13 protein-coding genes and 1 tRNA gene are annotated in these 16,024 nt (G+C 47.4%); 2 read left to right on the plus strand and 12 right to left on the minus strand.

The annotated features are described in order from the left end of the window. Positions 1 to 98: 98 nt before the first annotated feature. The 9 genes from alr to HMPREF3190_RS06300 all read right to left on the minus strand — a co-directional run bounded on the left by alr (position 99) and on the right by HMPREF3190_RS06300 (position 10,920). A complete protein-coding gene (gene alr, locus HMPREF3190_RS06250) occupies positions 99 to 1,472 on the minus strand; it encodes an alanine racemase (RefSeq protein WP_066781427.1) in 1,374 nt (457 codons plus the stop codon). Between the two features lie 104 nt (positions 1,473 to 1,576). After that, positions 1,577 to 2,059: a MogA/MoaB family molybdenum cofactor biosynthesis protein gene (locus HMPREF3190_RS06255; protein WP_066781429.1), complete on the minus strand. Its 483-nt coding sequence runs from the start codon at positions 2,057 to 2,059 to the stop codon at positions 1,577 to 1,579. A gap of 127 nt (positions 2,060 to 2,186) precedes the next feature. After that, complete coding sequence (locus tag HMPREF3190_RS06260) at positions 2,187 to 3,440, minus strand: molybdopterin molybdotransferase MoeA (RefSeq protein ID WP_066781431.1); 1,254 nt, start codon at positions 3,438 to 3,440, stop codon at positions 2,187 to 2,189. A gap of 59 nt (positions 3,441 to 3,499) precedes the next feature. Continuing rightward, positions 3,500 to 4,816 (minus strand): phosphopyruvate hydratase, encoded by a 1,317-nt coding sequence (gene eno, locus HMPREF3190_RS06265; protein ID WP_066781433.1) that lies wholly within the window; start codon positions 4,814 to 4,816, stop codon positions 3,500 to 3,502. A 396-nt stretch (positions 4,817 to 5,212) separates the two neighbouring features. Further along, positions 5,213 to 5,992 carry an energy-coupling factor transporter transmembrane component T gene (locus tag HMPREF3190_RS07345; RefSeq protein WP_449676342.1) on the minus strand — a complete coding sequence of 260 codons (780 nt, stop codon included), beginning with the start codon at positions 5,990 to 5,992 and terminating at the stop codon, positions 5,213 to 5,215. A 181-nt stretch (positions 5,993 to 6,173) separates the two neighbouring features. Then, complete coding sequence (locus tag HMPREF3190_RS06285) at positions 6,174 to 6,842, minus strand: manganese efflux pump MntP (protein ID WP_066781441.1); 669 nt, start codon at positions 6,840 to 6,842, stop codon at positions 6,174 to 6,176. 128 nt (positions 6,843 to 6,970) lie between these two features. Continuing rightward, entirely contained in the window at positions 6,971 to 7,828 is an 858-nt protein-coding gene (locus tag HMPREF3190_RS06290; protein WP_066781729.1) for an HhH-GPD family protein, read from the minus strand. A 43-nt stretch (positions 7,829 to 7,871) separates the two neighbouring features. Next, positions 7,872 to 9,932, minus strand: a complete 2,061-nt coding sequence (locus HMPREF3190_RS06295) for a hypothetical protein (protein ID WP_066781443.1) — start codon at positions 9,930 to 9,932, stop codon at positions 7,872 to 7,874. Positions 9,933 to 10,005: 73 nt separating this feature from the next. Then, positions 10,006 to 10,920, minus strand: a complete 915-nt coding sequence (locus HMPREF3190_RS06300) for an HAD family hydrolase (protein ID WP_449676345.1) — start codon at positions 10,918 to 10,920, stop codon at positions 10,006 to 10,008. A gap of 38 nt (positions 10,921 to 10,958) precedes the next feature. Between HMPREF3190_RS06300 and HMPREF3190_RS07710 the strand changes: the two genes are divergently transcribed. Then, a complete protein-coding gene (locus HMPREF3190_RS07710; protein WP_449676347.1) occupies positions 10,959 to 11,108 on the plus strand; it encodes a hypothetical protein in 150 nt (49 codons plus the stop codon). Between the two features lie 169 nt (positions 11,109 to 11,277). Beyond that, positions 11,278 to 11,354: transfer RNA gene (locus HMPREF3190_RS06305), tRNA-Asp, on the plus strand. A 148-nt stretch (positions 11,355 to 11,502) separates the two neighbouring features. On the opposite strand, the gene HMPREF3190_RS06310 is transcribed toward HMPREF3190_RS06305, so the two are convergent. The 3 genes from HMPREF3190_RS06310 to mrdA are packed head-to-tail and all read right to left on the minus strand — an operon-like array spanning position 11,503 to position 16,022. Further along, a complete protein-coding gene (locus HMPREF3190_RS06310) occupies positions 11,503 to 12,639 on the minus strand; it encodes a hypothetical protein (protein ID WP_066781448.1) in 1,137 nt (378 codons plus the stop codon). A 2-nt stretch (positions 12,640 to 12,641) separates the two neighbouring features. After that, the gene (locus tag HMPREF3190_RS06315) at positions 12,642 to 13,787 is read right to left on the minus strand and encodes an FtsW/RodA/SpoVE family cell cycle protein (RefSeq protein WP_066781732.1); all 1,146 of its coding nucleotides are present in this window, start codon (positions 13,785 to 13,787) and stop codon (positions 12,642 to 12,644) included. Positions 13,788 to 13,841: 54 nt separating this feature from the next. After that, entirely contained in the window at positions 13,842 to 16,022 is a 2,181-nt protein-coding gene (gene mrdA / locus HMPREF3190_RS06320) for a penicillin-binding protein 2 (RefSeq protein WP_066781450.1), read from the minus strand. Between the last annotated feature and the right edge of the window lie 2 nt (positions 16,023 to 16,024).

Genomic DNA, 16,024 nt, shown 5'->3' on the forward strand with positions numbered 1-16,024 from the left:
GCACGCGACCATACACCTTATACATGGCGCACAAAGCACGTATAACACAAGGTGTACGTACGCGGAAAACTGTTTTTTAACACTCATACAATGTACCATTACGTAAAAATGCGATACGCGCGTTTGGAAAAGCCAATAAGCAGCTCGTAGGGAATAGTATCAAGAATTTTGGTATGTTCATGCAGCGCAATCGCACCTTCGCCTTGCGTGCCAATAATCACCACTTCATCGCCTACCTGCGGCTCAAGACGCATCCGTGTTGCAAACGAGCGCATATTTACTTCAAACATGCACTGATCCATGCAAATATTTCCCACTTGCGCAACGCGTTTACCATTCAGCAGAAAATCAATTTTTCCTGATAGTGCACGTACAAGACCATCGGCATAACCAAAAGGAATCGTGCAAATTTTTACACTGCCAGGAGATCGATAATTGAAGCCGTAACTGACGCCTTCGCTCATAGGAACAGTTTTAACAGCCGTAATGCGCGCATGCACCGACATCACGGGCTTGAGGTTTGCGTACTCGTACGCTTGCGGAAACGGCGCGTGCCCATACATGCCAATACCCCATCGCACCATGTGATAATGCACTTTTGGGAAACGAAGCGCGGCTGCAGAATTTGCCGCATGCACAATGCCCGGGTCAATTCCCATTTGAAACACGTGTGCAAGCGCTTCTTCAAAACGGCGAACTTGAATTTCAAAGTCGAACACTTCTGGCTCGTCTGCCGTTGCAAAGTGGGTAAAAATCCCTTCAAGCTTTAACGCGCGATGAAAATTAACTTGCATCAGAAACGCGCCAACTTCATCGTAGCGCACACCGATACGGTTCATGCCACTGTTCACTGCCAGGTGATACGGTGCTTCAACACCGTGTGCATCGGCACATTCTCCGTACGCAAGCGCAAACGGCACTTCATAAACTGATGGGATAATATGATACGCGAGCAATAACTCGATTGCCGTTACTGGTGGTTGTGAAAGCATAAGAATAGGAGCACTAATATGCGCATCACGCAGCTGAATTCCCTCTTCAACCGTAGCAACTGCCAGAAAACTAGCTCCTGCTTTCAGCGCTTCACGCGCTACTTCTACTGCTCCGTGACCGTAGGCATCCGCTTTTACAACCGCTAGAATATGCACGTTTGAATTAACACGTTTACGCACTTCGCGCACATTATTGCGCAATGCCGACAGATCAATTTCAATCCACGCATGGCGCCGTTTAACGTCCGTAAGCTGAGCAAGCTCATGCTCTGAAAAAGCAGGTGTTGGATATACGTCGGCGCCACGTGCATAACTGCCAAGCGCTGCAGGAAACGTGAGGTGCTGTTGGGCGTTAAACGCATAGTCAGGTAACGATGATGCGTACGACTGCTGCGCTGACGTTCCTATGCGCGAGCGCGGCGCAAACGCATTACGCTGACTGCGTGGCATTCCTGTAAAGCCATTTGGAAGCTCTGTCATAAAGTAACCTTCAATCGATAGAGATAACGCTTGTTCACGTCAGTGCGCTTTGCAAACCAAAGTGCACGTTGGGAAACGAGGGGCACGTTGGGAAACGAGGCGCACTATTTATGCCCTTCACCTGCAGTCATTTTAACAGCATGAGGTATTACCGCAACAAGTGCTTCCCAATTTTCGCGCGCTGCTTTCTCACTTCCTGGCAAATTAACAACCAAGCTCGAATTGCGCTGCATGCACACCGCACGTGAAAGTGCTGCAAAGGGTGTAATCGTAAGACTATGAGCGCGCATCATCTCGGCAATACCAGGAACATTGCGCTGACACACCGCCTGCGTGGCTTCAGGCGTTACATCGCGCATCGACAATCCACTGCCTCCGCACGTCAAAATAACATCCGCATGAAGCGTATCAGCGGCATGTACGATAGCTGCAGAAATCTCACTCACTTCATCTTTTACAACCACATGCGATAATACACTCCACTCTTCGCGCTTAATAAGCTGCTCAAGAGCATCCCCTGCACTGTCTTCGGCGCGTGAGCGTGTATCTGATGTTGTGATTATAGAAAACGTAATAGTGTGTGACATATATACTCCTCTGCTCCTCTTTCAAACTAATGCCTATAACAGTGCACAGTGCGCAGCATATCGCGCACGGAAAGCTGTATGCAAACGTCGTTTAACGAAAGGTATCCACCGTTATTCCGACAGATACTTAAAACACGCTATCTTCGCTTACACCAAGCAAGATACATTTTACTTTATCGCCTGCATGTTTCGACTCAAGACCTTCTGGTATTGTTGCCAAACAATTTGAACACTGAATAACACCAAACAAGCCTGAACTTTGGTTTTGAGCAGGCGATACATAATAACTATCACCCTCACGACGAACACGGGCACGCAAATAAATGCGCCGCGGATCGCGCTTTTTAACATCAACGTCTAAGTGCGCCCACACAAAACCGCGCTCAAGGCACGTATATCCTTGCATTTTGCGCAAGGTTGGGCGCACGAACATTTCAAACGACACATACGCAGCTGCGGGATTTCCCGGCAAACCGAACACCGGCACGTCATGTACCAGCCCAAAGGCAACCGCTTTTCCAGGACGCATATTAACAGTCGTCATCATAAGCGTTCCCAAGCTATCTATGGCTGGCTTAATGAAATCAAAATCGCCATTTGAAGCGCCACCGCTGGTTACGACAACATCATAACAGCTGGTGCAGTACTCAATCTCCTTTTTTAAATCGTCAAGTGAATCGTGCACAATCGGACGAATATCCGCCACAGCGCCTGCTTCAAGCGCACTCGCTGAAAGTGCATAGGCGTTTGAGTTGCGAATTTGAGCGCGCGTTGGTGTGCTTGCAATATCAACCAACTCAGATCCGATTGAAATAATAGCTACGCGCGGCTTTTTGTGAACGCGCACCGATGACACGCCGCAACTTGCTAAAAATCCCAAGCCAGCAGGGTTTACTATCTCGGAGGTAGACATCACAATATCGCCCTGTTTTGCTTCTTCGCCCGCTTCGCGAATGTTGGAGCGCAATGCTGTTGGAGCGCTAAAAATCGCCTGGGTGCCTGGCTGCGCGGTGCCCGCATCAGCCTTCACAATTTCAAACTTCACAACGCTATCAGCGCCTTGAGGCAACGGCGCACCTGTCATAATGCGTACGCACTGTCCTGCTTGCACTTCACCATCAAACCAGTCGCCTGCCGCCAATTCACCCAAAACACGCAAACTAACTGGGTGTTCACTGCTTGCGTGCGCAATGTCAGCGCAGCGCAGCGCATAGCCGTCCATCGCGCTATGAGCAAACGGAGCAACATCGCAGGTACTAAGCACTTTTTCAGCAACGGGCCTGCCAAGCGCTTCAATTAACGAGCACGTCTCTACCTCAGTTGGCTGTGCTTCCGCTAAAACGAGGCTTTTTGCTTCCTCGGGAGAAATCATTTCACGCATAGTTCACGCACCTTCTTTACGCACCTTCACGCGCCTTCACGCTTCCTTTGTTCATGAAATTACTTGCTATACGTGCTGAAATCGGGCATTGGCACCGAAAATGCACGGTTGGCGGCATAGCTTGCAGCCGATGCAAGTTCCTCTTCAATTTTAAGCAAACGATTATATTTCGCAACTCTATCGCTTCGACACGGCGCGCCTGTCTTAATTTGTCCACATCGCAGCGCAACCGACAAGTCAGCGATTGTTGTGTCTTCGGTCTCCCCTGAACGATGGCTCATAATGCACGCATAACCAGCCTTTTTAGCAAGGTAAATAGCATCAAGCGCCTCGCTGAGCGTTCCAATTTGATTCACTTTAATAAGTACAGCATTCGCGCAGCCCAGCTGGATACCCTTTTCAATACGTTGAGGATTAGTTACGAATAAATCGTCGCCCACCAGCTGCACACGCGTGCCAATTCTATCAGTAAGCTGCTTCCAGCCATCCCAATCTTCCTCGGCCATGCCATCTTCAATAGAAATAATCGGGTAGCGCGAAACTAAGTCTTCCCAATAATCGACCATCTCGCGCGAGGTTAGGCTGCGGTTTTCGCCCGCAAGCACATAGCGTTGCGTTTTCGCGTCGTAAAACTCACTTGACGCGGGGTCAAGCGCAAACACAATGTCGCTTCCCACCTTGTAACCTGCTTCTTTACAGGCTTGCGTGATATAGATAAGCGGCTCTTCGTTTGTGGTAAAGTTCGGCGCAAAACCGCCTTCATCGCCCACGCCGCTGCTGAAATGCTGCTTGTGCAACACACGTGCAAGACTGTGATAAATTTCGGAACACCAGCGCAACGCCTCGGCAAAACTAGGGGCGCCAACAGGCATAATCATGTATTCTTGAAAGTCGACCGTATTGTCGGCGTGCATGCCGCCATTCAAAATGTTCATCATCGGACACGGCAACAAATTTGCGCCAAGACCGCCCACATAGCGATACAGCGGCATATCAAGGCTGGTTGCTTGCGCACGCGCAACAGCAAGCGACGCTCCCAGCAAAGCGTTAGCGCCTAAACGCGATTTGTTGGGAGTGCCGTCAAGCGCGCAGAGTTCGTCATCGATAAGGCGCTGCTGAGAGGCATCGTATCCGCACGAAAGCGTTGCATCAATTTCGTTGATGACGTTGTCAACCGCGCGCAAAACGCCCTTGCCTCCGTAGCGCTTTTCATCGCCATCGCGCAGCTCACACGCCTCAAACGAGCCTGTTGATGCGCCTGACGGAACGCACGCACACGCGCGAGAACCATCCGCAAGGTTTACTTCCACTTCAAGCGTAGGATTGCCACGCGAATCGAGAATTTCACGTGCGTATACATCTACAATTTCACTCATTGACGACCCTTCTTTCATAGTAATGGCAAGGTAGAAAACACACCAGCGCATTCTAATAATACGCAGGTAAAAGCTTCAGACATGAAAATGAATGCACGTGTATCTTACCATCATCCGCTGTGAACAAACCCATGCACGCAGTTTTCGTAGCAAGCTTTATGCCAAACGGCTCTGTGCTAGCAGCGCTGATGGTGTTAGCGAAGATTTTTGTGTGGGTCATGTGGTGGCAAGGACTAACGACATGTGCTGGCAAGGACTAACGCGACAATCGCAGCGAAAAATCACAGCAACAAGCAGCAATACGGCGGCATGCTGTTCACGATGTTGGGGCGCAGACCGCAGAAACGGCGCATCACCTGCAATTTTTTTGCAGCTGTAGCGTAAGCACAAACGCAGCTAGTGCACAAACGCAAGTACCACTAACAAAACAATGAGCGCTATCGTTGCCAACACATCGCTTCTGCGAGCGTGCAACTTCGACACATAGGTACGCTGGTCATACACACAAAATGCACGCGCATCAATGCTATCAGCAAAGCGATCGGCACGGCGAAACATACTTACCAACAGCGCGATAAAAGCATTCCCCCACAAGCGCAGATGCTGATATACTCCCCTCACTAACAGCCCACCGCGAGCATCGAGTGCAGCCTTAATAGACACGCATTCCTCAAAAAGACGCGGCACAAATCCAAGCGCAAAACTGAGTGTACACGCAAGCACATCAACAGGAACGCCAACATGGCGCAACGGTGCAAGCACCGAGCGCAGCGCAAGGAGTAATTGTTCACTTGACGTGGTGTAACACACAGCAAGCGACCACAGCACCAGCCCCACCATTCGCGCTGCAATAAGCGCGCTTTCCGCAAGAGCATCCATGGGTGACGCGTCCGTTATAACGCTTACAAACAGGCATAACACGGGAAGAATCAAAAATGCAAGCGGAGCGAACACACGACGAGCGCGCACGTGCGCGCAAGCTAAAATGACGCTTGGAACAACGACATATATCAATATTGCCACCAAACTGGTAATGCCAAACGCGCACAGCGATGCAACAAGCAACACCAGCAGCTTGCAGCGCGCATCGCAGGCATATACCCACGCTGACGTGGACGAACAAGGCGACGTTGATGAATATGTAAGCGTATTGAGCACCGTAACAGTATAGCGCACATAAAATGCAGCGTCATAAGCAGCTTTACAGCTATGCAGCTATATAGATTGTTTCTATTTTTTATACGTTAGAAACGGAAAAGGCAAAGTTTTCGACTTACAAGTTAGAAACTCTGCAAATTATGAAAGTTTTTGACTTGTGAAATAGAAAACTTCGATTGTCGAACGCTTCGCTGAGAGCTTACTGCATAAGGTGAAAGCAAATTTCCTTGGCGCCGATAGCTATCAACAGCACCGACCCAAGCAAACCAGCTGCAAGTGTGAACGCAAGCGATATGCTGCTTGAATTAAGACGCCGCTGCGCAAGACGTTTTCCCATGTGAGCAAGGTATAAGCCCGCCGATCCTGCAAGCGCGCACACCAGCAGCGTAACAACGCCAATAAGCAGCGACGCTTCAAGAATGGCAACTCCCATGCACGAAAAACTAACGCCAATAGCAAGCGCATCAATGCTGGTAGCAAGCGCTAAAATAAGTACGTTTTGGATGCTCAGCGACAACAAAGCTCCGCGCTTGTTTTCACTACTATACGAATCGCTGGCACCATTGCGGTAGGTTTTTATCACGTCTTTGAGTGTTTTTACACCAAGCGCAATAAAAATGATAGCAGCAATGATATGCGAATATCCTTCGATAAATCCGCTTATCTGCAAGCCAAAACACCAGCCAATACACGGCATAAGCATCTGAAACAGCCCAAAAATGCTTGCAACACCAAGTACTTCCCAGCTCAGACGCACGCTATTGGTATGCGACCTAAGCGAACACACGCTTACTGCTTGGCTAAAGCTGACCACAGCAGCGTCCACTGCCAGGCCAATACCAATGCCTATCAGTTCAAGATATCCCACAGTTACCCCTTATAACACACTATGAAATACGTCCGTACAAAGCATTTCCCGTAAGCTTTGTACCGCTTCACTTCTGTTTACCTTACACGCTAAACGCTGTTGTATGCGAATACGGCTTAACAGAAAATTTATGGAACAAGCATGCCATCGTGTTCCTTAAAAAATCCCTCATCAATCATCGTATCGATAATATGCTCCATGTCGTCATCACGCAAAGCATCGCGCTTACGACTCTTTTCAAAACAGTTCAACTGATATTTTACTTCATCGCGCGTAATGCCTTCATCTTGCGCTAGCACCAACTTCAACACAAAACTGCGCTTTTCTCTGCGCGAACCTTCAAACGCGCTCTGACGTGTGTAATGTGCGCTTTTACGAGCTGGATTAGTTGTTTTTTTCAACTGCGCACCAATATCAAGCAACGCGTAATACCACATACGCGGATGAACAGGGCAAACATCCATAACATAGGGCGTAAGCTGCGCATCAGTTACACGCTGTTCATGCGCAAACAGATAATGAATGAACACGCTTCGAACGTTCGTTTCGATGTAACACGCAGGCTTATTGTACGCAAACGCGCAAACGCCTGCCGCTGTAGCACTTCCAATGCCTGGCAACGCTAACAGTTCTTGATACTCATACGGCAATGAACCTTGATACTTTAAAGAGCACATATCAGCTGTTTTTTTAAGCGCAAGCGCACGGCGGTTATAGCCCAGCCCTTGCCACGCATTCAGCACGTCGGAGTTTGATGCTGCCGCAAGCGCGTCAAGCGTGGGAAACATCTTCATGAAGCGTTCCCAATACGAAAGAACGCGTTTCACCTGCGTTTGTTGCAGCATTACTTCAGACACAAGAACGGCATATGCATCATTCAACCCTCGCCATGGCAAGTCACGATACAAAAGTTTTCCTTGTTCATGCACCATGCTTATGAAGTTGGCACGCGTCATAGAAGCGTGATCCCAACTTACAGGCTGCATACGTGTTTGTGGTGTGTTTGATGATGCTCGCATAGGCACATTACTAGAAGCGATCGTCACCCGATGTGTTGTCAGCGCCGCCGCCCGATGTGTTATCAGTACCGTTGCTCGATGAGTTATCGGTCTTATCCCCTAATGAATTAAGAACGCCATCGCCTAATGAGTTACGAGCGCCGCCGCCCGATGTGTTATTAGGGCTTGCTTGAACGTGTTCATCTGATGAAGCGTGCGATTGCTCTTCTTCTGTAGATGCTGGTGCGTCTGCATGCTTCGATGCATCGTGCTCACACTCATGCGGTACATGAGCATTCATTGTTGCTTCAACGGTGCTGATGTCATCGCGAAATTCACGCATAATCATACTATTGATAGCTAGCTGTTCAGGACTTTCATCTTCAAAACAGTAAGAAAGTTTTTCAAGCAAATTCAGAAGTGATACAGGATGCATCTTTTGCGTACGCACCGACACGTCGTAGGCTTCACGCAATGCAACGTCAGTCGACAAATACAACGCTCCCCTGCTTAAGCCTTTCGTAAGACGAGTAAGCAACGCACAATCTAAATGGCGCATAGAGCGATGTTTCGATTGCAGATACTTCCAAATAGCACTGCGTTCAGCCGATGATGGAATACCCACATTCAAAGTTTGACATGGTTGAACAAGCTGTAATAGCTCAGGGTCAATATCTGCACAATTTTCTGCTGTGAGCACAATGCTTGTTTGGTCGTTATGCATGGCGCCTATAATGAGGTTAAAGACATCACGAAATGCCGATTCCCATGCATGGCGCTCACGCGGATCTTTGGTATATATCTCGCTTGGATTTGTGTCCCACTGATCGACATTTTCAAGCACCAAACAGCCCGAAAAATTCGACGACACAAGCATCGATCGCACTTGAAGACGCGAAAAATTCTCCGATGAAAGCGCTAATGCTTGAAAACCTTCAGGCATATATTGACTTGAAATGCGCAGCGTTGGCTTATCGATTTCGTGTATCAGCGCGTTAACAACTAAATCGGCCTCGAATGGATCGTTTACCTGCACCATCAAAGGTTCAGATAAAGGTGCGCGTTTCATTCCGTGAAACAACTGCAAGCGCTTAATAAATTCGCAGCTTACACTATCAGTTGCACTAATGCCGCATGTATGCAACTCATCAATCAAAGAATCAAAACCAACAAGTTTGCTCACGGTGTTTTGATCGGCGAGTACCATATGCAAGGGGTTGTCGTAAAGCGTGGAATCGCGCTCGGGTACTGACGCTTTTCCTGACGCCAACGCAGGAGAAGCAAGCCGAGGGTGTTGCGAATTACCAGGCGTATTGCTTGAAGATGAAGTACGTGGTGCATTAAAAGAAAACCTGCGCGCAACAAGATTTTCATCGGAGGCATTATTTTCAGTTGTTACTATGACAGGAGTATCCGCATGTGCTGCATCGTTTGTCTTTTCATCAGCAGCACCATTGGCGGCGTCACTATCAGCCTCTGAGTTGATTGTGTCACGAGCATCACTATCAGCATCTGAATCGATAGTGGCATCAGAACCATACGTAAAAGTGCTCTGAACATCGTTGTCGTGATCTCCCGTACAATTTTCATCGCTCGTATAATCGACATCATGTGGCGCGTTATGAGATATATCGGTACTGGTAGCGCTGGAATAGTCATCGGTAGCTGAACTTTTGGTGTTCGTATTGCTATTTACATCAGGCAAACGAATAAGTGTTGAACTTACATCGCTACCAACTTGCTCAAGCAAATCGCTCAATGAAAACAACTGTTGAGCATCAACGCCCATTTCTTCAAGCGCTTGAGCTGTGAGCATATGCAATTCTTGTACATATTGTTTTACAGAAATGGTCGATAAATAGTCGCTAAACTGGTCAAATAAGAACTCTGCTAAGCCGCGGTTTTTTTGTGCAATAGCGCCATCGAGCGCACGTTCCATAGCATTACGCATGGAGCTACTTTCACGTTGCGCTTCACTTGCCAGCTGAAATGCGCACAGCGCATAGTACGCTGAAAGCTCGGCATCAGATGCATCCATACAAGCGCGCTGCATGGCTTCAAACGATGCTACTTCTCTATGTTCGCTACTCATGCGTAGTCCTTCTCTCACTTGTAGTGCACTATTACACGGCAACTACGTGCGCTGATAGTGCTGCGCAACCATCCTACCACCGAAGCACACTCCACCCTTGAGCACGCGCCGTACGCAGAAGTGGCCTATCAGGGCAAACAGCATACGCATGGCGAGCAGCTTGCAAAAGTGGCCTGTCGGAGTGGTGATCTCCATACGCGGCATATAATTCCCACTTATCTTTACCATACACCCTATCACACAATTCGCGCAACGCGACCAGTTTTTGCATACCTTCAGTTGCGATACCGTCAACTTCTGGCAAATACGTGCCATCGTTTGCAATTTTCATGTGTGTAGAACACTGATACTGAATAGGATGATAATCAAGAACGCAGCGTACTAAGGGATCAAATGATGCAGAAATCATAATAATTTCTTTATGCTCGGCAGAAAGACGCTGCATTTCTTCATCAGCTGCACGGCGAAAGCGCGGCTCAATGTGCGCTGCATAAAATTCGCGAAAGAACGCATCAACCTGCTGAGTGCTTTTGCCAGCAAACGCACGAAACACCAAACCACGTACCCATTCTTCATTTTGTGGAAGACGCAGCTTATACGCAAGCGCCCACAAACCAATACGCAACAGCTCGCTTGTTTTGAGCATTTTGCGCTCGCGCAGGTAGTCAACCAATAGCACAGGAGAATTGCCGTTAATGCTCGTACCGTCAAAGTCAAACACCGCAACCTGATACTTATTAGAACTTGTGCGCTGCGAAGGTGTTTGAGCATGTAATGGCTGCTTACACGCTAACGGCTGCTTACACACACTATGGTTATGTAACACTGATTGCTCGTGCGCACCAGATTGTACGCCTGGTTGTTCATGACTTACTTGTTCATGATCTGCCTGTTCGTGCTGTGCAGACAATGAAGCACCTGCTTCACATACCTGTTCATTATCCGAAGTGGCACTTGAGTTAAGCACCGTTGTAATTTGATGTGTCACGCTACTCATTTCATACCAGTGCATGTATGTTTACATGCATGTTTGTAAAAATTTTCTCGATGGAGCAGGCTAAAAGCTGTATTGGAACAGAATGTAAGCATCATGCGCGATGCACTACACACGTTTATATAGATACAAACTACCTGTTCAATAATGTCGATCGCTCGACAATACTACCTGCACAATAATGCCGATTGCACATCACAGAGCACTACACGCTCTCTCAAAGCGCAACGTTCAGCATCATTTCTCGGGCTTACAATTTTACCAGTATTTATTGAAATTCATACATTTTGAAAAATTCTTCTTGCGTTAATCTCAAATGTTCTATAAAATAACCTACGCTGTAGACGAAATGGGGAGTTAGCTCAGCTGGTTAGAGCGCCGGCCTGTCACGTCGGAGGTCGCGGGTTCGATCCCCGTACTTCCCGCCATCTACTTCACACAAAAGCCCCGCGAGGGCTTTTCTTTTTTCTCACAATGTTGCTTGCACGTATTCACGAATTTTTCTTGCAATGTTGCATGAACGTGTTCACGAATTCATGTTCACGAATTTCTGTGCGAATCCTTGCGCGAAGATGCTTACCAATGCTCGTTTTCCTGTGATAATGCATACGTATGTGGCGATGGTGCATCAGCATGCTCGTAATATGCGATAAGCGCCCACCCTATTACGCAGGTAGATCCAAGTGCTACACTCGCACGAATAAGCTGTGCAAAGCCAGGCAACGCCCGCAGTGCACTTCTTGCTCCTGATCGTGAAACAAAAGCAAACGCGCCCACGCCAACCACTTGTACCGCTTGCAGAAAATCAAGTTCGTGACCATACATTGAGGCAATCCGCAGCAACATTTTCACTTGATTAACAGTCATAAGCGGTAAATCGGCACCAGGAATAAGATGAACTAATCCAATAGCTGAATTCTGCACAGCACATGAACTTACTTCACTGCGCGCTGCAACGCCACGCACAAACGGAAACGCATTACAAAGTGTCAATTTTTTTTCTGGTAATACTGATAACAGCCATTGCGCAAGACGCTTTTCAATAACGCGCACCTGTTCTTGCTCTGGCAAAGCAGCACGCGCCATAATATCTTCAGTTGGAATATCTATCTGCGCAAACTGTGCTAATTCTAAGCACAAACGCGGGGTCAGCGAAAGAAGAGCGCACGGAATGCCATTTTCACACGCGCGCTGATATGCGTATGCACTCGATGCACTAAATCCACAGATCACGATACAAAAATCAAACTCTGGAACACGCGGCAATACAGAGAGTGCATGCGTATGATGCAACGTTGGAGTAAGAGCGCTGCACGAATGAGTATGCGCACCAGCAGCACTCCCATATTCAGCTACACCGGCGCCGGTATCACAATTATATGTGTTCGAAAACGATGAAACGCTCCGTTCGTGCCCAGCTTCATTGCTCCACTTACCAGCAACGGTTCCCTGTAAAGGTGCGGCGGTGTTCCTATCATCAAAACATGGAGTGTTGTACGACACGCTCAAATTCACATAATCTGGCACGTCAGCAAACAAGTGCGTTACATGATCAACCAAACTACAAGGAGCATCGGCATCGATAAGCACCTGAAACGAAAACGGAGCAAGTTTTTCCTGTGATAATGTTTGCAACTCTAAGGCAATTTCACTACCAAGAGACGGCAGCGAGCGTTTAGAGCGCAGCATGCGTGTAAAGGTGTTCAGTTTCATAATTACTCCTTAACGCGCGAATTATGCGTCCATACCGAGCTTATAAGACCCAGTACCATAAAATTAACTACCATAAATGATGACCCATAACTCATAAAAGGTAAAGGGATGCCTGTAATAGGCATAAGTGAGCATGTCATACCAATATTCTCAAGAATTTGGAATATCCACATACCTACGCCACACGCTACAATAAGCGTGCCAAACGTATTGTTTGCACGCAGCGCAACATATATACAACTTGCAATTAATATCGCATAGGCAAGCAGTAAAATAAGTGAGCCAACTAAACCAAATTCTTCTGCAAGTACACAAAAAATAAAGTCGGTAGGAGCTTCAGGCAAAATTCCTAAATTATGCTGTGAACCCTGCATATACCCTTGACCCCATAAACCACCCGAACCGATAGCAATCATCGCTTGACGAACGTTATAGCCCTCCTCAGATGCATTAGCGGCACCTTCATTCATAAATACGAGCAAACGGTTACGTTGGTATGTTTTCAGTAAACGATAGTCGCCCGTTGCAGCTTTTAGCGCTTCATCAGCAAGAAATACCAGCACAATGAAAGCAACAAAACAGAGCGCTGTAATAAGTAAATACCGCACAGGAGCTTGTGATACCAACAACGCAACAGCACCAATAAACAAATATACTAATCCTGTTCCTAAATCGGGCTGCGTCATAATCGCAACAAAAGGAACCATCATAAGCCCAAGCGCCTTAAGGTAAATGCGCGGCTGTGATAAGCGATCGTTATATTGCGCAACAATAGCAGCATCAAGCAAAATCACTGTAATTTTTGCAAATTCCCCTGGTTGAACTTGCATGCCGATATTAATCCATGACGTTGCACCCATGGTATGCACGCCAATAAAAGGCAGATGAGGCGATAAAATAAGCACAACATTAATAACAAGAAACAATTTAACGTAGCCTGCAAGGCGCCTATAATCGAAACGCCATATCACCGCCATAGCGATAATACCCACAGCAATGCCAGCAAGTTGCCTGTTGAAATTATACTTTGCATCTACGCTAACCGCAGAATACACAACCAATAAGCCATACAGAACCAGAAAAACACTTACAACAAGAAGTGGCAAGAATACAACGCTCGTCAACCGCTTAGATGCGCCTACGCGCATCGATTTACCAGGTAGTGTTACGCTATGTATCTCAGGAATTCCCACATATCATCCTTAATCGTTGCGCGCGGCCGATACGCTCGCAAGCTTTACTGAGCGCCCTGATGACGGCTCGATAGCTTCCACTTCTTTCAAATTACCGTGCTCGTATTTCTGAAGCGCAGAAAGTATTTTAGCACTGACTGGTCCAGCTGTTGCCGCGCCGCCGCCTCCCTGCTCAATAATAACCGTACAAACGTAACGCGGATGATTACTTGGATAGTAACATGCAATCCAACCGAAGTCCTTTGATCCTTTTACCTGCGCCGTTCCTGTTTTACATGCAATGGAGTCGGGATTTATACCCTCTTTAACATACGCGGTACGCAAGAGCGGCGTTGCTGACGCAACAGCATTCAGAGCACTTTTTATCCCTTCGAGGTGTTCAGCATTTACATCAGGTGTGTCAATAATTTCAAGCTCTTTTGAAACAGCTGCAACATCGCGTCCATTCTTCACTTGCTTGAGAACATGAGGACGTACAATGTGACCTGTTGCAACAGCACCATACGCAACTGCTAGCTGAATAGGCGTAATAAGAACATCTCCTTGCCCAATAACCATATTTGTTAAATCGCCACCACGCCATACACCCTCAGTAGGAACGTCACGCCAATGTTTGCGCTTCCATTCCGGTGTTGGAATGCGGCCAACTTCTTCAGCAGGCAAATCGATACCTGTTTTCTTCCCAAAATTGTAACGACCAATTTCTTCTTGAAGCGCTTCATCGCTCAAGGTGCCACCGCGCGAGTGTCCCGCATAAAAAAAGTTAAGAGCAATTTCATAAAACACGACGTCACACGATTGTATAATTCCGCGACGAAGCCCAATATAGCCATGTCCTGTCCGCAACCAACAGTGTTGTACATTGCCTGAGTGAAAACCATCCCACGCACCAGTACAATGCCATGTTTTATGAAAATCAGCAAGGCCATATTTCAATCCTGCTAAACCCGTAAAGGTTTTAAACGTCGACGCAGCAGGATACGTTCCCGAAACAGCTCTGTTCAATAAAGGATAATGCGACGTTTGAGACGAATACACATCCCACACTTCACGTGAAATGCCGCCGATAAAAGTTTCAGGATTATACGTAGGATAACTTGAGAGAGCCACAATACCGCCATCAGCCATATCAAGTAGAACAGCAGCACCAGCAACGCCATGACCTTCCCCGATAACACCGCGTGGCGCAATAGTTTGCGCAAGAGCTGCATCGGCAACATATTGCAGTGGCGCTTTAATCGTAAGATACAAATCGCTTCCCTGAACAGGCGCCGTATCACTTACTACGCCAACTACGGTACCATTGGTGTCAGCAATTACTCGTCTGCGACCGTGTTCTCCTGCAAGAATCTGATCGTAGGTGTATTCGACGCCATTTTTACCAACGTCATCGCCCAGCTCAACATGTCTATTATGAGCAACAGTTTTCAAGTCTTCCTGCGACACTTTACCCGTATAGCCAAGCACATGTGCTGCCAGTGCCTTATATGGATACGAGCGTATTGTTCGCTTTTCAATAGAAATGCCGCCAAAGGCATCGATATGTTCGCGAATGTAGGCCTCTTGTGTAAAGCTAATGTCGGATGCAACAACGCGTTTTCCCTGCGCACCTGTAGATGTATCCGCAATACGACGACGCACTACAGCAAGCGGAATACCCAACACCACTGACAGCCGCTTCACAATATCAGCGCTTTTTAGCACCGAAGCATCAGCAAGTACTACCGATACTGCTCTATTATCGACCAATACCACACCGTCAGCATCATAAATTAAGCCGCGCGGAGCAGGTGTAGAGATAGTTTTGTATTTATTGCGCTCGGCAGCACTTTGTAAATCGTCACGCGTAACAATTTGCAAGAAGTATAACTTTGACGCAAGAAGTGCTAACACGCCCGCCCCAAAAGCTGAAAGTACTGCAAGACGCTTTTTTGAACTTTGTTGCATCACAGAAGATGACGTAAAACTCTCGCGCTTTACGTGATCGCGTTCAGGAGATGCTGCAATAGCGTTTGGCTTGTGACGTGGTTCCAGATTCGTAATAGAATTCTGCGTTGCAGAGCTTTTCTTCACGCGCAAACCACGTGCCTTTTCGCGCGAACGACGTACCATATAAACAGCGATTACTACAACTGCTAAAACCACAATAACAGCAAGTGTAATGCCTATTGAACGTACTAAAATGCTCATAA

The sequence above is a fragment of the Umbribacter vaginalis genome (assembly GCA_001552935.1).
In the GTDB taxonomy this organism is placed as follows: Bacteria; Actinomycetota; Coriobacteriia; order Coriobacteriales; family Eggerthellaceae; genus Berryella; species Berryella vaginalis.